Origin of the sequence: Egbenema bharatensis FJBBOT/2019 (assembly GCF_048077055.1) — a bacterium.
Lineage (GTDB): Bacteria > Cyanobacteriota > Cyanobacteriia > Elainellales > Elainellaceae > Egbenema > Egbenema bharatensis.
The window spans coordinates 3,364,020-3,380,643 of record NZ_CP182236.1; the positions used below are offsets into that span (position 1 = coordinate 3,364,020).

15 protein-coding genes are annotated in these 16,624 nt (G+C 49.7%); 8 read left to right on the forward strand and 7 right to left on the reverse strand.

Translation table 11 applies throughout. The annotated features are described in order from the left end of the window. Positions 1 to 23: 23 nt before the first annotated feature. Positions 24 to 440, forward strand: coding sequence for a secondary thiamine-phosphate synthase enzyme YjbQ (locus ACM1PF_RS15610; RefSeq protein WP_416676196.1), 417 nt, complete (start codon positions 24 to 26; stop codon positions 438 to 440). Positions 441 to 498: 58 nt separating this feature from the next. On the opposite strand, the gene ACM1PF_RS15615 is transcribed toward ACM1PF_RS15610, so the two are convergent. Further along, complete coding sequence (locus ACM1PF_RS15615; protein ID WP_416676199.1) at positions 499 to 777, reverse strand: HU family DNA-binding protein; 279 nt, start codon at positions 775 to 777, stop codon at positions 499 to 501. Between the two features lie 251 nt (positions 778 to 1,028). On the opposite strand from ACM1PF_RS15615, the gene groES reads away from it, so the two are divergent. Further along, positions 1,029 to 1,340, forward strand: coding sequence for a co-chaperone GroES (groES, locus tag ACM1PF_RS15620; protein ID WP_416676202.1), 312 nt, complete (start codon positions 1,029 to 1,031; stop codon positions 1,338 to 1,340). Between the two features lie 350 nt (positions 1,341 to 1,690). Here the strand turns inward: groES and ACM1PF_RS15625 are convergent, their stop codons facing one another. Then, positions 1,691 to 2,044, reverse strand: coding sequence for a hypothetical protein (locus tag ACM1PF_RS15625; protein ID WP_416676205.1), 354 nt, complete (start codon positions 2,042 to 2,044; stop codon positions 1,691 to 1,693). 249 nt (positions 2,045 to 2,293) lie between these two features. On the opposite strand from ACM1PF_RS15625, the gene trpS reads away from it, so the two are divergent. The 3 genes from trpS to ACM1PF_RS15640 all read left to right on the forward strand — a co-directional run bounded on the left by trpS (position 2,294) and on the right by ACM1PF_RS15640 (position 5,175). Continuing rightward, on the forward strand, positions 2,294 to 3,304 hold the full coding sequence (gene trpS / locus ACM1PF_RS15630; protein ID WP_416676207.1) for a tryptophan--tRNA ligase: 1,011 nt from the start codon (positions 2,294 to 2,296) through the stop codon (positions 3,302 to 3,304). 339 nt (positions 3,305 to 3,643) lie between these two features. Next, the gene (locus tag ACM1PF_RS15635) at positions 3,644 to 4,087 is read left to right on the forward strand and encodes a pentapeptide repeat-containing protein (protein WP_416676209.1); all 444 of its coding nucleotides are present in this window, start codon (positions 3,644 to 3,646) and stop codon (positions 4,085 to 4,087) included. A gap of 386 nt (positions 4,088 to 4,473) precedes the next feature. Then, positions 4,474 to 5,175, forward strand: coding sequence for a Crp/Fnr family transcriptional regulator (locus tag ACM1PF_RS15640; RefSeq protein WP_416676211.1), 702 nt, complete (start codon positions 4,474 to 4,476; stop codon positions 5,173 to 5,175). A gap of 88 nt (positions 5,176 to 5,263) precedes the next feature. On the opposite strand, the gene ACM1PF_RS15645 is transcribed toward ACM1PF_RS15640, so the two are convergent. Beyond that, positions 5,264 to 5,617, reverse strand: a complete 354-nt coding sequence (locus tag ACM1PF_RS15645; protein ID WP_416676214.1) for a DUF6464 family protein — start codon at positions 5,615 to 5,617, stop codon at positions 5,264 to 5,266. Positions 5,618 to 5,954: 337 nt separating this feature from the next. Here ACM1PF_RS15645 and ACM1PF_RS15650 point away from each other — a divergent pair, with 337 nt between their 5' ends. Then, a complete protein-coding gene (locus ACM1PF_RS15650) occupies positions 5,955 to 9,791 on the forward strand; it encodes a TIR domain-containing protein (RefSeq protein WP_416676217.1) in 3,837 nt (1,278 codons plus the stop codon). Between the two features lie 637 nt (positions 9,792 to 10,428). On the opposite strand, the gene ACM1PF_RS15655 is transcribed toward ACM1PF_RS15650, so the two are convergent. After that, a complete protein-coding gene (locus ACM1PF_RS15655) occupies positions 10,429 to 10,995 on the reverse strand; it encodes a hypothetical protein (protein WP_416676219.1) in 567 nt (188 codons plus the stop codon). A gap of 401 nt (positions 10,996 to 11,396) precedes the next feature. Between ACM1PF_RS15655 and ACM1PF_RS15660 the strand changes: the two genes are divergently transcribed. Together ACM1PF_RS15660 and ACM1PF_RS15665 are read left to right on the forward strand one after the other, a co-directional pair. Continuing rightward, positions 11,397 to 12,614 carry a Coenzyme F420 hydrogenase/dehydrogenase, beta subunit C-terminal domain gene (locus ACM1PF_RS15660; protein WP_416676221.1) on the forward strand — a complete coding sequence of 406 codons (1,218 nt, stop codon included), beginning with the start codon at positions 11,397 to 11,399 and terminating at the stop codon, positions 12,612 to 12,614. A gap of 344 nt (positions 12,615 to 12,958) precedes the next feature. Next, positions 12,959 to 13,819 carry a response regulator transcription factor gene (locus tag ACM1PF_RS15665; protein WP_416676223.1) on the forward strand — a complete coding sequence of 287 codons (861 nt, stop codon included), beginning with the start codon at positions 12,959 to 12,961 and terminating at the stop codon, positions 13,817 to 13,819. Positions 13,820 to 13,904: 85 nt separating this feature from the next. On the opposite strand, the gene ACM1PF_RS15670 is transcribed toward ACM1PF_RS15665, so the two are convergent. From ACM1PF_RS15670 to ACM1PF_RS15680, 3 genes are all read right to left on the reverse strand, one after another. After that, the gene (locus tag ACM1PF_RS15670) at positions 13,905 to 14,516 is read right to left on the reverse strand and encodes a pilus assembly FimT family protein (RefSeq protein WP_416676225.1); all 612 of its coding nucleotides are present in this window, start codon (positions 14,514 to 14,516) and stop codon (positions 13,905 to 13,907) included. Between the two features lie 29 nt (positions 14,517 to 14,545). Beyond that, entirely contained in the window at positions 14,546 to 15,595 is a 1,050-nt protein-coding gene (locus ACM1PF_RS15675) for a prepilin-type N-terminal cleavage/methylation domain-containing protein (protein WP_416676228.1), read from the reverse strand. 181 nt (positions 15,596 to 15,776) lie between these two features. Then, on the reverse strand, positions 15,777 to 16,595 hold the full coding sequence (locus ACM1PF_RS15680; protein WP_416676230.1) for a type IV pilus modification PilV family protein: 819 nt from the start codon (positions 16,593 to 16,595) through the stop codon (positions 15,777 to 15,779). Between the last annotated feature and the right edge of the window lie 29 nt (positions 16,596 to 16,624).

Below are 16,624 nucleotides of genomic sequence, written 5' to 3' on the forward strand. Positions count from 1 at the left end.
CTCAACCCTACAACTCAAACCCTATGGTGTACCAGGACGAATTTAACCTCATGACCAGTGGGCATGGCGATATGCACGACCTTACGCCCCTGATTAGCGAATTAGTTGCTCGATCGGGAATTCAGGTCGGCATGGTGAATATTTTTAACATTGGCAGCACCGCCAGCATTGGCACGATCGAGTTTGAACCAGGACTCCAACGAGATCTGCCCCAATTGCTTGATCGTCTGATTCCGCCCAGTCAAGCCTATGGACACGAACAAGCCTGGCATGATGGCAACGGCCATTCCCACCTCCAGGCAACCTGGTTAGGGCCGTCGCTGACCGTTCCAATCCATCAGGGTCGCCTGAAATTGGGAACCTGGCAGCAGATTTTTCATCTTGAATGCGATATTAAACCGCGCCGGAGAACAATCAGCGTAACGGTCTATGGAGAATGAAGTTGTAAAAAGAAGTAGTAAAGAAAGATAACAGCTCAATTGAGCTAACCACGGCTCACTACTTGGGTGCAACCATATCTTTAAAGAGTTTTCCGGCTGAAAAAACAGGAACAGTGGTTTCTGGAATGGTCATGGTTTCTCCCGTTTTAGGATTGCGTCCTTCCCGGGCTTGACGCTTACGCGCTTCAAATGAACCAAATCCCACCAGGGTTACCTTGTCACTGGTTGAAACCGATTCCATCACAACATCTAAGATTGCGGTTAAGACAGCGTCGGCTTGCTTTTTAGTTACGCCTGCCTTCTCCGAGATTTTGTCAACTAACTCACCTTTGTTCATAAACGAAACGTCCAGAATGCTTTACCAGAATAGTTTGCCGGAATTGTATCACAGGGGTTTAAACCCGCAACCATTTATTGACGATTCAGCAAAGAAACTGGACAAATTTCTATTAAGAAATATTGAGTCGATCGCACGATTCATCCATGCTGGTTTTAATCAACTCCTCTCCCGAAACCTTGCTATGATTGCGGTTCTGTGGCTAAATTAGCATTCAGGCAAACAAACACTAGAAGCATCAGGAGATTGGTATGGCAACGCTTTCGATCGAAGTTTCATCCTTCAAACCCCTGGGCGATCGGTTGTTGGTGAAAATCAGTGCAGCAGAGGAAAAAAGCACAGGTGGAATTATTTTGCCTGATACTGCAAAAGAAAAGCCCCAGGTGGGCGAAGTGGTCAGTGTGGGGTCAGGTAAGTTAAGCGATGAGGGAGTCCGCCAACCCGTTGACGTTGAAGTGGGCGCGAAAGTGCTTTATTCCAAGTACGCCGGGACGGAGCTTAAAATTGGCAACGAGGAATACATTTTGCTGCGAGAGCAGGATCTGTTGGCGATCGTCTCTTAACGGCTTTCAGGCTTTACAATTGACAGGCTTTGCAATTGACAGGCTTTGCAATTGAACGGTTTTTGCGCGAAGATTTTGCGTAAATATTTTGCGCGAAGATTCTGTGCGAAAATTCTGCGTGAACAATATTACTGCCGATCGCAATCGGGTGTATCCCACTTTTGCATTTGCATGAAGGATAGTTTACTGGTAGGCAAGACTTCGGCGTGAGCCCTTCGGCGTGAGCTCAAGTCAAGCGCTGCCTGCGCTACGGAAATCGATCAATTTGCATCAATGGGATGCTCCCGTCGCAATCCGGCTCGATCGCAGCTTTTCCTGATCGTGAAGGCTGCGGGTTGACCCGCTCAACGTCACTCCACCGATGACTTCAGGTAGTTTTGATGAATCTGAATGTGGCTTTGGGTCATTTGTTCCGCAAATTGCCGTTCAATGTTAGACATTTGCTCCAGAAAATCAGCTAGGCGATGGGTAGAAAGCAATTCATCCCACATCAGCCTCATGACCGCCGCTGCGATCGGATGCTCCGTTGCCAGGCGATCTTGCAGTTGGCTAAAGGTCTGGTTTGCTTCCTGATGATGTTCACTCTCCCTGGCTAAAACCAAACAGGCTTGCAAATGAGGGATCAGATCCTGTGTCATCATCAGCTCGACGGGTACGCTCGAAGTAAAAGTTTCAGGATTCGTTGAAGTAACAGTTGGGGACATAAACAATAACTTAACCAGTAGTTGGCAGAATAATTTATGCTGGAGGAGTTGTCTGATGGAATGACAGAAAACCTGCTATGTTCCGTCATTGTGATGGGTTCAGCCCCATCCTGCCAAGATTAATTTCCCTGGTTAATCAAGTCTTTATGATTGACTGATAATTAACTAATAATTGATCTGCTGACAACTGCTCTGCTGACCACCAACCACTGACAGAAGCTAGCGTTTGAGGGAATAATACGTAGATCTATGGGTAAGCCGCGCGTTCTCTCCGGAATTCAGCCAACGGGTAATCCTCATTTGGGCAACTATTTGGGCGCGATCCGCAACTGGGTTGAGTCTCAGGATCAGTATGACAACTTTTTCTGTGTGGTGGACTTGCACGCGATTACTGTGCCTCATAACCCAGAAACCCTGGCAGCAGACACTCGCACGATCGCAGCCCTGTATTTAGCCTGTGGCATTCAGCTAGAGCACGCCAATATTTTTGTTCAGTCCCACGTTTCAGCCCATAGCGAGTTGGCCTGGCTACTGAACTGCGTGACTCCCTTAAACTGGCTGCAAGACATGGTGCAATTTAAGGAAAAGGCACTGAAGCAGGGTGAAAATGTGAGTGCGGGTCTATTGAATTACCCCGTCCTGATGGCGGCTGACATTTTGCTCTACAATGCCGACAAAGTTCCAGTTGGGGAAGATCAAAAGCAGCATTTGGAGCTAACGCGGGATATTGCAGCGCGAGTCAATTATCTCTTTGGTAGTGAAGAGCATCCTGTGTTGAAACTGCCCGATCCACTGATTCGCAAGGAAGGGGCACGGGTAATGAGTCTGACGGACGGAACCCGTAAAATGTCTAAATCCGATCCGTCCGACCTGAGCCGAATTAATCTGCTGGATTCACCGGACGAGATCCAGCGCAAAATCAAACGCTGTAAAACGGATTCAGTGCGGGGGCTTACCTTTGATGATCCCGATCGCCCGGAATGCCACAATCTGCTCACGCTTTACATGATTCTCAGCAATCAAACCAAGGAAGCAGTCGCGGCGGAATGTGCCGATATGGGTTGGGGTCAGTTTAAGCCCCTGCTGGCGGATACCACCGTTGAAGCCCTCAAACCGATCCGGGAAAAGTATTACGCTATTATTGAAGATGAGACGTATCTAGATTCTGTCCTACGAGAAGGGCGCGTCAAAGCGGAAACGATCGCCAATCAAACGTTAGATCGAGTGAAAGAGGCATTGGGATACTCGAAGCCTCTTTGAGGATGCAGAACCTCCCCTCAGGGGGTTGACAGATAAAATTCTAGAAACCTGGAACTCCAGAAACCTGTTTCTCAACCTGTTTGGGATCACCTGTTTCAGATCGCTACATCTGGTACAGCTCTAAAGCTGTATCTGAACTCTGAATTGTTCATATGCCCGGCTAACTGGGAATTCTAACTATCAGGGGATTCAAACCACTGGGTTAGCTCGGTACACTAAGCTTAAAGATTTTCGTTCATTTGCGGAAAATCCGTTTTTTGTGTTGTATCCCTGTAACGTGTCAGTTCCGAAGCGTTGGTGACGGTGGCATTGCAGCGGATAAGGAGGAAAGAATCATCTATGAAGATTCAATCATTTGCAGGTATTACTGCATCATTGGCTTTGCTACCTGCCATTTTGACCGCAGGATCAGTTCAGGCGGAAAACCCGCAGCAGGTTCAGCAACTGCTGACGACCCGCATTTGTGCTGGATGTAATCTGGTGGGGGCCGATTTGAGTGGAGAACACCTGATTGGGGTCGATCTACGATGGGCTGACCTGCGAGGGGCTAATCTGGTCGGCACTAATCTGGAGGGAGCAGATCTGACTGGAGCCAACCTCGAAGGAGCTAACCTGACTGATGCATTCCTGACTAACGCAACGCTAAACGATGCGAACTTGAACGGGATCAATCTAACTCGTGCCCGTATGTACCATGCCCACGTCTCAGGCGCATCCATGCAAGACATTACCTTAACGGATGCAGAGGTCTTCGGTACGGGGATTAGCATCGGTGGAGAATGAGGGAGCTTGACTCCCCAAAGTCCAGATCAGAAAGGATTGAATCCAGGGTTCAATCCTTTTTTAAGAATTATTGATGAAATTTGGTCATAGTTTTTCTGCCCTACAGTAGAATTCTTATTTAGTGATTTAGTCGAGCGGAACTTCTTCACCAACTCCGAAACCTCAAATTCTGTATTCCAGAGGTCTGTGCATCAGATAGAGGATTGATTGAGAGTGGTTGTTCCCTTGTTCCCTTTGTCCTGCAAGCGTTTTGAGTTGGTTGTCTCTGCTTGACTGGGCTATGATGCAGGCATAGCTCATTGCGTATGCTCACTTTGAGCGATTTGAACCTCGGTGCAGTATCGTTTTCATTTTTTGCACGTTAACCACTGGAGTCATACTACTCCATGCATGATCGGTATAGTCCACGCGATTCTCGTGATATCTCTTTGATTCGTTCTGCTCCGTTTTTCAAGGGAATGCCTGAAGAAGCAATCGAGCAGGCAACAGCCCATGTCGTTCTTCGGAATCATCCGGCCAACCAGGTGATTTTATTGGAGAATGACTGGGGCACATCGGTTTATTTCATTCTGGAAGGATGGGTCAAAATTCGCACCTACAACCTGGATGGGAAAGAAGTCACCCTGAATATTCTGGGTAAGGGGGAGCTGTTTGGCGAAATGGCTCCTCTGGATGAGGTTCCCCGATCGACCGATGTGATTACTTTAGTGCCCACGGTGATTGGCAATATGCCTGCCCAGGATTTTGTCCAACTGCTGCATTCAGAACCGCAAGCCGGAATTCGCCTGGCCCAATTGATGGCACGACGACTCCGGCAGGTGAATCGTCGCCTGCGGTTGCGGGAGTCAGATAGCGTTTCGCGGGTGGCAGACATTTTGCTGTTCCTGGCAGACGGCCAGGGTCGAAAAAGTGATCAGGGCATCGAAATCCCCAACCTTCCCCACCGTGAACTTAGTAGCCTCAGTGGTTTAGCCAGGGAAACGGTGACTCGTGTTTTAAGCAAGCTAGAAAAGAAAGGATTGATCCAACGCGATCGAGAAGTCCTTTGCATTTTCGACATTGATGCGCTGGAGCGAATGCTGGTTTAAGCTGCGGGTTTAATGAAGCTGCGGGTTTAATGAAGCTGCGGGTTTAAAGTTATTGGGATCTGTTGAGGGAATGCAGTTTGAGCGACAGTTAAGTTTGTTCAAAAAAACGGCATCCCTCACAGGGCCCGGCTGGGTTGACCGCACAGCGGATCAGCTCCGATCGAGCGTTATAACCACAGGTAATATCCCCAATCACCCAGCGATCGTGAATGCGGCTGCGTTCAGTGGGACGTTGGGCTAGCTGAACGTAGAGCGCAATTTTGCGTAAGTGATATTTACCCGATTTGAACTGGTAGCGATGACGACGCTCCAGAACGGTATAGGTTTTACCCTCTAGATCAAGATATGCCCCTGGTTGAGGATTCCAGTCCAACCGGATATTGCCGATCGTTTGGTGCGGGTGGCTAAGAATAATCTCTGTGGGTAGAGACTCCTGCTCCATGAGATGCTAGTGAAATTGATAAAACTAATGAGTATGGATACTATCGTACTCACTTTTAAACCCAGAAACCCTGCGTTCATCCTTAAGTTTTCTGCAAAACAGCATTCTCTCGCAGCGAAATTCGACTTTAGCCTTTAAAATTTCAGTACTTCCTGATCTCCTGAAGATTTTCTGAAGCCCTACCGGAACCGATGGCAAAGAGTTTGGAACCAGATTTTCTGTAGGATCTTTAGTGAAAATCTAGTGAAAATCTAAGCGATTTCCTCAAACCTCACGATCGAGTTGAGGATTTTGGATAGAAATCTAATTCTCTATACGCAAGAGAATTCTAAACTGCATGATTGAGAATTCTGAACCCATCTACAATCCGCGTGAGAATGATATTTTTATCGCGTACTCGCCAGAGGATGATTTCTTCGCCAAGCGGTTAGAAAAAGCCATTATTAAACTGGGCCGTGACCCCTGGATCGATACGCAGGATCTTCCACCAGGCTTGAAATCTGAAATGCCGGAAGCCTGGAATCATATTGAAGTTGGGATTAAAAATGCAGATGTGTTTGTGTTGATTATTAGTCCCGCTTCGATCGCCCTGCAACGCAATCAGCAAGAACTTAAACTCGCCGCCCAATATCGAAAACGCCTGGTTCCCATTGCCTATCAACCCGTTGACCCAACTCAAATTCCTGCTTGTTTGGCAGCGGATGATGTCACCTGGCTGACGGTTGATCCCGACGATCCCACTGCCCAGATTGAAGAAACTGCCAAAACCATTCTGCATATTCATATTCACCAGCGGCTACTGATGCGAGCACTGGTTTGGGATCAGCAGGGCCAGAGCTTTACTGGATTGTTAGCTGGAACGGATCTGGAGGCGGTTCAGCAGTGGTTTGATGAAAATACCCAACGTCAACCGCATTTGACGGAACTCCAGCAAATTTACCTCACCATCAGCAGGAGGGCAGAAGCAAGACAGGATCATCTCAAGCAGTTGGATGTTTTTGTCTCCTATTCCCGACGCGATCGAGAATTTGCTGAAGCATTGTGTGATCAGCTTAAACAGGCAAATTTAAACATCTGGGTGGATTGGGAAAATATTCCGATTGCCGCAGATTGGCGACAGGAAATTCAGGAAGGCATTGAAGCCGCCCACACCTTTTTGTTTATTATTAGCCCGGATTCAGTCGCTTCTCCCTACTGCCATGATGAAGTGACTCAGGCGGTGAGTAACAACAAACGGGTCATTTCCATCGTCTATCGGCAAGATTACGATCGAATTTGGTTCAATCAAGTACCTGCCCTCAGCACAATTCGCCGCCACAACTGGCTGCACTGCCATTCCCTCGCTCGCCTGGAGCATACGACCCCCAAGCTGATTCATGCGATCAACACCGATCTGGACTATGTGAAAGCCCACACCCGGTTACTCTTGCAGGCGATCGAGTGGAAAACCCAGGAACGCCGCGAAGAATTTCTGCTGCGCAAAACCGAACTCAGCAACGCCCAGGCTTTAATTGCCCAGGGAAGGGCGATCGGACATCAGTGGCACAAACTCTCGGCGACACCACTACCCACTCCCTTGCAAGAGGAATTTGTCAGCGAAAGTGCCAGGGTGGAAGCTGCCATTGAACAGCAAGAACGCAAACGACTCCAACGGCTACGGCTGTTGGCAGGGGCAGTGATCGTGTTTCTGGGACTGTCTGTTTCGGCCATTGCTGGACAGGTTCAGGCTCAGAATCGCCAGATCGAAGCCCTGGTTTCATCGATCGAGGGGGTACGGGAACTGGATGCATTGATCAATGGACTGCGCGCCGGGCAGGAACTCGATCGCTGGGGCTGGATTATTGAACGGTTGGAGCCAGATTTGCGGGTGCGAGTGGTGACGGCTCTCCAGCAGCAGGTGTATAACCTGCGGGAACTGAATCGCCTGGAAGGCCATGAAGATCAGATTTTTAACACCAGTATCAGCCCAGATGGTCGGTTAATTGCATCTGCCAGTGCCGATGGTACGGTGAGGCTGTGGGATGGGCAGGGGCAACCCATTCAAGTCCTGAATCATCGCCAGGAAACAGGACGACCCTCAGTGGTGCACGTTTCCTTTAACCCTGGAGTGGAATCGGGCACTTACACCCTGGTTTCGGCAGGGGATGGACAGACCGTATCCGTTTGGAAAATCAAGCGATCGGCTGAGGGACGGTGGACTGCGCAACTCGATCAGGAGCTGGCTGTTTCTGAAGCGGTGCGTGCCGGTAGCTTCGATCGCATCTTTAGTCTGAGCTTCAGTCAGGGAGGGCAGATTTTAGCTGCTGCCAGTTCAGAAGGAACCGTCACGCTCTGGCGACGAAATTCAGCCGGACAATTTGACTTAGCCCATCGCATTGAGTTGGGTGACCGTAGTGCAGTTTTGAGTCTTGGTTTCAGCCAGTCTGAGCGCGGCGAAATCAAACTGGCCGCAGCCAACATTATGGGTTTGATCCAGGTGTTTACCAGTCGGGACGGCTTTCAAACCTACGCCACCTCTCCACCGTTGCAGCATGGGGCGCGGGTATTGCATGTCGCCTTTAGCCCCTACGGACGGACGATCGCTTCCGCAGGCGATGGCGGAGTGATTAAACTCTGGTCGCCTGATACGGGCGAGCAGCCGATTCAAGAACTGATTGGCCATGAAGGAACCGTCAATCGCGTGGCCTTTAGCCCCGATGACCGGACGATCGCCTCGGTGGGGGAAGATGGTTCAGTCCGGCTCTGGAGTCGGCAAGCAGACAATTGGCAGGGTGAGGTGGCACTCAACGTACTACGGGGGCATCGTGATCCAGTCTATCGCGTACAATTTACGCCCAGAGGGGATCTGATCGCTACCGCCAGCGCCGATGACTCGATCCGGCTGTGGTCACTGGATGGAACCTTACTGGATACGCTGGAAGGACACCAGGATGAAGTGTTGGGAATAGAATTCTCTAGAAACAATCGGGTCTTAGTCTCCTCCAGCAAAGATAAAACCCTGCGCCTCTGGAAAATCGACAATCCAATTCGCGTCTTGCCCCATAACTATCGAGTCTACGATTTGAGCTTTACCCCAGATGGAATGATGATGGCCTCCAGTGGTCAAAATACCATTCGGCTCTGGCGAACCTCCGACGGAGCACCTCTACTTGCAGAACCGATTCAACAGGATGGCATTATCCACAGTATCAGCTTTGCGCCGCGTGGGGATATGTCCAGCTCTCAGGGACAACTGCTGGCCGCTACCCGGCAAGATGGCATGGTCAATCTCTGGAAGCTGCAACGCAGTGAGGCGGGATACGCCGCGAATCCAGTCTCGGGAGAGGATATTAAGCACGACAAAAATATCTATAGCATAGACTTTAGCGCCAATGGTCAAATCCTGGCATCGGCAGGCGGGGATGGCACCGTAAAAATTTGGGAACTTCAGTCCACGGACGATCGCTACAGTGCAACATTGCTCGAAGAACTCAGAGGGTTGAATGGAGCTGTCCGTACCGTTCGCTTTAGCCCGAATGGACGAATGCTAGCAGCCGCAGGAGATGCAGGAATCATCAGCGTTTGGCAGCTAGAAGGTCAGGGGGAAGATCTACGAGCTCATCTACTCCACTCGATGACAGATCATGGACGCACCGTTCGTAGCGTGAGTTTCAGCCCCAACAGCCAAAGTTTGGCATCGGCTAGCGAGGATGGCACAGTCCGGCTCTGGCATTTAGAGGGAACCATGCTCCAGTCTCGTGTATTACGAGGTCACAGCGATGCAGTGCTAAAGGTTGAATTTAGCCCAACCGGACGGTACTTAGCCTCGGCCAGTCAGGATGACACGGTTAAACTCTGGACAATTGAAGGGACACCCATTACAACGCTGAGAGAACACCGTAGAGAAGTTTCCAGCATTGCTTTTAGCCCTGATGGTCAAACCTTAGCTTCATCCAGCTATGATGCCAGAGCCTTGCTGTGGCAACTGTCAGATGAGTTTGACTTAGCAGCATTCTTGAGTCAGGGGTGCACCCTTGCCCATGACTATTTGCTGACGAGCCAATATTCTGTAGGGATGTCATCGGCTCAGTATCAGAACGGACTAAAAGAGGTACAAAGACTTTGCAATCAACTTGTAGCGACAGAAGATCACCAGCCTATTCTATATGAACAAACTAAGGAATCAGATAACTGAAGACAGGGTGGGCGTTAGCTTGCTTTAGCTTGGCTATTTTTCGGTGTAGCTCTTCACTGTTTGAGCCTTTCTAGATCTTTCATTAGACCTTTTCAGACTTTTCCAGTTAGAACTTCCTCTCTAGCTCGATCGAATTGATAGATTAGGTAGATTAGCTCGATCGACAGCTTGATGGATCATTGACTGGATCGCAATTAGGTTGAGTTTGGTAGTATTCCACTTCAACTCCGGTATGCGATCGATAGGGAACGTCCAACTGGTTCGATCTCGGAGCAATAAGCATCTGAGGCAGAAGGATTGCCGAAGTTAATACTCCAAGGGTTACTGCGGTCTTGATCATGACTGAACTCACCTCCTTAAAAGTGTAAGTTTTACACTTTGACCTTCATTATAGGCTGGCTTTTCCAGAATTACCTGTGTGGAAATACGGATTTTTCAGCTTTTGCCCAGCGACTCTATCATCTGAACCTAGCCTGCAAGGATACCGTAAAAATCAGCTTTTAACGCAGTCAGGGAAATTAAGTTAAGTAACACGATCGTTAACGCGCATAATACGCAATTGACTGATTGATGGCAGCTCCTTTGAAACAACACCTATCCATCTACAATCATGCGTTCGAGAGCTAAAACTGGAGATCTAAATTGACTGGAAATCAGCTCTGCAAGTATCCAGAAGCCGCTGATCGTTTTCACTCACTTCAGCAATGTGGTGATAACCATCAATCTGGACTGGAACCGCAACTGAATCGTTGGAGGCGATGTAACCATCCCGCTGGATGGCGATCGAGTAGTCATTGGCTGTTTGACTGTAGCTGTCTACCACCATCAAGTCTAGCTGACTGCCTTGAAACTCTCCCTGGAAGCAGTCAAACGATGAGTGGGGCAGGTAGAAAGCTCCCGTCACTTGGGCTCCGCTGACCTCAAACACCATATAGGCGGATCCAATCTGATCAGGTTCAGGAGCCTCACCATATAGATAAACTCCATCTGATAGGGTTTGGCCTTCAGAGCTTACCCGCTCAGGAGATGCAGACGGGCTGGTTACCGACGTTTGGTTGGCTGCCTGCATTTCGGTGGCCGAAGCGATCGGGGCAACCAGTCCCAAACCCATAAATCCAGATGCGGCGATCGCTGCACCAAACAACTTGGCGGAATTTTGTACGAATCTACGGGCAGGTTGATTAAGCTTAAGCAGTTTGTTCATTTAACTGTCCTCCTCGTTGCCTTACCGATTACTTCACTCCCTGAGAGCAGCTTTTCGGTGTGTTGCGTATGTTTTCAGAATAGGAAAATTGCTCAACCCAAGCATCCTCCTGTAGTTTCACCCGTTCAGACCGTCATTTCGCCCGATCGGGTGACTCCGGTTTAAGCCCTACGGACGATCGCACCTACACTTCAGGTCAGCCGATACGACGCAACCTTAAGGCAGGACAGGAGGTCGGACAGGTTGACTATGGCTCAACTATATTCAGTCACCTTGGATTGTTCTAAGCTTTTCGTTCGTTGCTCGACTTAACGTCTGTGAACTCAAGACCGTATGCTAGAAGGATGACGCAAGCGGTTTGCCGTTACATTTAGTAATCCCTATTGGAACCCTTTGTTAACATGACTTCGGTGCAACCTTCGACGCAATCGGATCCCCAATCTCATAAAAAGGCAAAAGCTCTCAAGCCAGGCAGTCGTCGTCCTGCAAAGGAGCTATGCAGCGAATGTGGACTGTGTGACACCTATTACATTCACTATGTCAAAGAAGCCTGCGCATTCCTGAATCAGCAAATCCCTCAGTTAGAGGAACAGACCCACGGTCGCAGCCGCAATCTAGATAATCCAGATGATTGGTACTTTGGGGTGAGCCAGGACATGATGGCCGCTCGAAAGCAGGCACCGATCGAAGGAGCACAGTGGACAGGCATTGTCAGTTCGATCGCCATTGAGATGCTGAATCGGGGCATGGTCGAAGGGGTAATTTGTGTGCAAAATACGAAGGAAGATCGGTTTCAGCCCATGCCCGTGATTGCAACAACGCCGGAGGAAATTCTGGCAGCACGGGTAAATAAGCCCACGCTTTCGCCCAACCTATCAGTTCTGGAACAAATCGAGCAATCGGGGTTAAAGCGGTTACTCGTGATCGGGGTAGGCTGCCAGATCCAGGCACTACGGGCTGTTGAACAGGAGCTGGGGCTGGAAAAACTCTATGTCCTGGGAACACCCTGCGTTGATAATGTCACCCGTGAAGGATTACAAAAATTCCTGGAAACGACGAGCCGATCGCCGGAAACGGTGGTGCATTATGAGTTCATGCAAGACTTTCGCGTCCATTTCAAGCATGAAGATGGTTCCACCGAAACCGTACCCTTCTTTGGGCTAAAGACCAATCAGTTGAAGGATGTGTTTGCGCCCTCCTGCATGAGCTGCTTTGACTATGTGAACTCGCTGGCGGATCTGGTGGTGGGCTACATGGGCGCGCCCTTTGGCTGGCAGTGGATTGTGGTACGCAACGATCGCGGTCAGGAAATGCTGAATCTAGTGATGGATCAGCTAGAAACCCAGCCTGTGATGTCTCAGGGCGATCGAAAGAATGCCGTACAGCAAAGTATTCCCGCCTACGACAAAGGGGTAACGCTACCCATGTGGGCAGCAAAGTTGATGGGAGTGGTGATTGAGCGCGTCGGGCCGAAGGGGCTGGAATATGCTCGATTTTCGATCGACTCTCACTTTACGCGCAATTATCTTTACGTGAAGCGCAATCATCCAGAAAAATTGGCAGATCATGTGCCACCCTATGCCAGACGGATTGTTGCGCAATATAAGCTACCTGAATAAGAACCTATCCGAAAACCCCGTCAGGGGATTTGGATTTCAAAAACTCTAGTGAATTTTTCGGGTAGACCCTAAGGGCAAAAACTGACTTAAGTTGAACTACTCCGACCCCGACCCTCCTGGGATTTCGGGGTTTTTTATTAGCTTGTTGCAATTCCTTTACAAAGCTTTGAGAATCACTTCAATAATCGCAAAAAACCTTAAACCTAAACACTCGATCGAACCATGATCTGGTTAGACTGGAATCAAGCCAATAACCTTTTTTGAGATTTTTTCACGCTTTAATTCAGCAATTAAAACTAAAACTTGGTGATTCAGCCATCACCGTCCACTTTTTACAGAAAATCATGAGAATTTTAGTGATAGAGCCTGATGAGCTAACGGCTGAGGTTCTGGTTTCGATTCTCAGTCATCAAAACTATGCCGTTGAAGTGACCATTGATGGACAAACGGGTTGGGAATTAATTGATGTTTATCCCTATGATTTGCTAATTATTGAAACCCATCTGCCGGATATGCAAGGGGTGGATCTGTGCCAGAAAATTCGATCGCACCATTATCAAACGCCAGTTATTTTACTCACTGACCATAGCAGTGGTCATGATAAGGCGATCGGGTTGGATGCAGGGGCAGATGACTATATTGTTAAACCGTTTGATTGGGAAGAACTATCGGCACGGGTACGGGCTTTACTGCGTCGCAGTAGCATTACTGCGTCCCCGGTTTTAGAGTGGGAAAATTTGCGATTTGATCCGACCAGTTGTGAAGTGACCTATGCTGGAAAACCATTGGCATTAACTGCTAAGGAATGCGCGTTACTGGAGCTTTTTCTCCGAAATCAACGTCGTGTGTTTAACTGTAATGCCATCCTGGAACACCTGTGGGCCTATGAAGAAATGCCAGGGGAAGAAGCGGTTCGGACGCATATCAAAGGATTACGGCAAAAGCTGAAAGCGGTTGGTTGTCCCGCAGGCTTGATTGAAACGGTCTATGGAATTGGTTATCGGTTAAGACCGGCATCAACGCAAAAAAAAATGCCGGATCCAGGTTCCCCCGGATCGATTGATTCCCACAGGGAGATCGCTCCACGGAATGCCCCCTCAAGTTGTTCGCTGCAATCCTCCCATGAGCAGGTCTTACAAATTATGGAAAATGTCTGGGACTGGCAGCGAAATAAGCTGAGTTGGCGAGTCAAATCCTGGCAGTGATCGGGAGCATCCTACTTTTGTATCAGTTTATAACAGAGCAAAAATCAACCCACCCCGGCCCCTCCCAACAGGGGATTGGATGGCGTTAGTTATTGCAGGCATTTCCTTCGGCAGTTTGCATTGCTCCCAGCAGCGTTCGCACAATCACACAGCGACGGGCAGAACTGTTGTCTCTCGGTGCAAGCACAGTAATAATCGCCGGATTATTATCATTCACCTGGGGTGAAACAACCGTCCCATCTTTCTCGAACGCCACACAGTTTGTGTTGGGGCAGCCCTGGTTAGGGACAAGGGGGCCGCTGCGGACTTGTAACCCCAGCATTCCTGGCTCAGATGCTGCACCATCACCCAACGGAACCGCAGTGTTGCCCAGGGTAATTGTTGGAGGGTTGGCAGCTACGTTAAATTGCACCACTCGCCGCGATCGAGTCCGAATGGCATCGGCTTGAGCTTGCCGCAGGGTTTGCAAGACCTGATCGCGTCCGGTATTCGCCCGTCGATTATTGGCAAAGGCTAACCATCCCGGTGCTGCGATCGCTGCCAGGATGCCAATGATGACAATGACGGTAATCAGTTCAACTAGTGTAAAGCCCTTCGTCGAGTCTGGGTTTTGCCGGGTAGTGGATCGATGGATTAAATGCTTTGCCAGCAGGTTGCTGATCATCACTGTAGTCTCCAGCCTAAATTGAGATTGCATGAGCGATTGAGAGTAAGCACCGACTGAAATTACTGGGGCGGTAGCCGTCCTAAGGATCCTCTAGTGAGCACTCTGGTTTCGAGGGCAGGTAAGGTATCGTTGGCGAAGGTATTGTCGGCGTTGACTGTACGGAATCCTGCGATCGTATAGCCAGGTCTACCGTTGACATTGCCCCGGATGGACAGAACGACATCCTGATTTGCACCGCTATCCACTCGACGACTGACACAAGCGTAGAAACTTCGGACGTTTCTAAGAGGGGCAGGAACAGCCTGAATCGTAGCGTTACTGGGTGTGAGTTGATAATCCTGTGGGCAAGATGGATCACGACGACCATTGTTTCCAGCGGGAGCTACGCTATCTACGTAGTCCACCAGGGTGACAGGATCACCGACCAAGTTTCCAGGGGGTCTACCAGAACCCACCGGTCGCAGCCGCAAATCATTCCCGTTTGCGTCAAAGGGCCAGGTGGCAAAGTTGTTGTTATTGAGTCCAGGATTCACGTATCCTTGCGTCAACACGTTCGCGGTACTGCCAAACTCGGTCAGGGCATAGCGGGTAATCCGGGCATTGTTCGACCAAATATTACCAGGGTTGGCACTGCTCAAGGAGTAAACCACGAGGGAGTAGGAAGACCCTGACGCGCAGGCAATACCGGGCGTTTGCGCTGAAGTCTGAGCCCGACATCGATCCCTCATCCAGGTAGGAAAGGGTTGGTGCTTCCAGAAGGCCAGAACGGGCACACTGTTATTATTTGCCACAGCATTGGGAAGGTATTGGCTCAGGGTTGCCAGTTGCTCTCCATCGTAGACATAGACCGCTTCTCGGAGTTCTGTGCTGATGTAGTCCAGGGCTAACTGCATTTCCCGCTGGGTTTCCGATCGTGAGGATTCCCGCAAGTCTGTGTTGGTCAGTTGCACCACCATAAACATCAGTCCGGAAATGATGCCACCACCGATCGCCGTGGCCACCAGCAATTCCAGTAAAGTAAAGCCACGAGTGTTATGACGGGTTGCCTGATGCCGCTGAGATCCCACCCATCGTTGCTTAAACCAAGATCCGATCGCACGTTTCGCCATGACCATCCCACCCTATACAAGTAAATAAATCTTTGCCAATCCCGAGCATTCAGATTGAGAGCGTACTCTGCCTAGAAAAGAAAATTAAATAAACTGAAATTCTTGTGGGGTGGGCATCTTGCCCGCCCAGTCAGCGAAGCAGAGTCGCTGCAAAGGCTATTTAATCCACAATCCTTAATCCTTAGAAAGTGTCCTGACAGCTTTCAATTTGATTGCGCTGATCCCCCTGATATTCACAGAGCGTACTGTCTCGATCGCCCCAGGACATTCGGGTATACACAACCGCCAGTGGTCGGCGCAGTTGGTTCCCTTCACCAGAGGTCAGGGTCAGGTTTGCCTGTTGAGTTTGCAGATTAGTCAGGTTGCCCCCGAGTTGCACGCGTTGTCGAGTTGCATCCACTCGTCCGGCCGTAATCGAGTACACCCGCACGCCCATGCGAAACTCTGAGGGTCGCCGTTGATCAGCCCGTTCAGATATCGTGGTGGATCCCTGAGTGCGGAAAGTTTGCATCATGAAATCCGCATTGCAGTCTCCATCGACATCAATCAGGAGGGCCCGGTCGGACGGAATCTGGGCATTGTTGGTGTATCTGGTGATGCCTGGTGGGCAGTTGGACGCAGGTGTTTTCAGTTGGTTGAAGGCTGCGCCAGGTGGTTGAACTGCTTCTAAGCTTCCCCCTGCTGGGGCAACCGCAGGCAACCGAGCGGGCGTATGCTGATTGCGTTCGACCAGAACCCGAATTCGATCGATTTCTCCCTGGGCCAGTTGCAGAGCTTGTTCAGCACGGCGGGTTTGAACTCTCGTTGCAGAGGCAATGACTAAGGGAGGAAGCACTAGACCCACCGTTAGACCTAAAACGGCAACGGCGATCAAACATTCCAGAATCGATAGCCCCTGTTCTGATTTTTTTGGAGTAGGAGTGGGGCAGGTAGATTGGGTTCGCCAGCGCTGGCGCAACGCCTTCAGCGGTTTGAATGGGTGAGATTTCAAGGATGTCATTAATGCCTCCAGGGTTACTGTCTCCAGGG

Coding starts and splice junctions, on each gene's coding strand:
- ACM1PF_RS15610 (WP_416676196.1), top strand. CDS start 24: ATGGTGTACCAGGACGAATTTAACCTCATGACCAGTGGGCATGGCGAT.
- ACM1PF_RS15615 (WP_416676199.1), bottom strand. CDS start 777: ATGAACAAAGGTGAGTTAGTTGACAAAATCTCGGAGAAGGCAGGCGTA.
- groES (WP_416676202.1), top strand. CDS start 1,029: ATGGCAACGCTTTCGATCGAAGTTTCATCCTTCAAACCCCTGGGCGAT.
- ACM1PF_RS15625 (WP_416676205.1), bottom strand. CDS start 2,044: ATGTCCCCAACTGTTACTTCAACGAATCCTGAAACTTTTACTTCGAGC.
- trpS (WP_416676207.1), top strand. CDS start 2,294: ATGGGTAAGCCGCGCGTTCTCTCCGGAATTCAGCCAACGGGTAATCCT.
- ACM1PF_RS15635 (WP_416676209.1), top strand. CDS start 3,644: ATGAAGATTCAATCATTTGCAGGTATTACTGCATCATTGGCTTTGCTA.
- ACM1PF_RS15640 (WP_416676211.1), top strand. CDS start 4,474: ATGCATGATCGGTATAGTCCACGCGATTCTCGTGATATCTCTTTGATT.
- ACM1PF_RS15645 (WP_416676214.1), bottom strand. CDS start 5,617: ATGGAGCAGGAGTCTCTACCCACAGAGATTATTCTTAGCCACCCGCAC.
- ACM1PF_RS15650 (WP_416676217.1), top strand. CDS start 5,955: ATGATTGAGAATTCTGAACCCATCTACAATCCGCGTGAGAATGATATT.
- ACM1PF_RS15655 (WP_416676219.1), bottom strand. CDS start 10,995: ATGAACAAACTGCTTAAGCTTAATCAACCTGCCCGTAGATTCGTACAA.
- ACM1PF_RS15660 (WP_416676221.1), top strand. CDS start 11,397: ATGACTTCGGTGCAACCTTCGACGCAATCGGATCCCCAATCTCATAAA.
- ACM1PF_RS15665 (WP_416676223.1), top strand. CDS start 12,959: ATGAGAATTTTAGTGATAGAGCCTGATGAGCTAACGGCTGAGGTTCTG.
- ACM1PF_RS15670 (WP_416676225.1), bottom strand. CDS start 14,516: ATGCAATCTCAATTTAGGCTGGAGACTACAGTGATGATCAGCAACCTG.
- ACM1PF_RS15675 (WP_416676228.1), bottom strand. CDS start 15,595: ATGGCGAAACGTGCGATCGGATCTTGGTTTAAGCAACGATGGGTGGGA.
- ACM1PF_RS15680 (WP_416676230.1), bottom strand. CDS start 16,595: ATGACATCCTTGAAATCTCACCCATTCAAACCGCTGAAGGCGTTGCGC.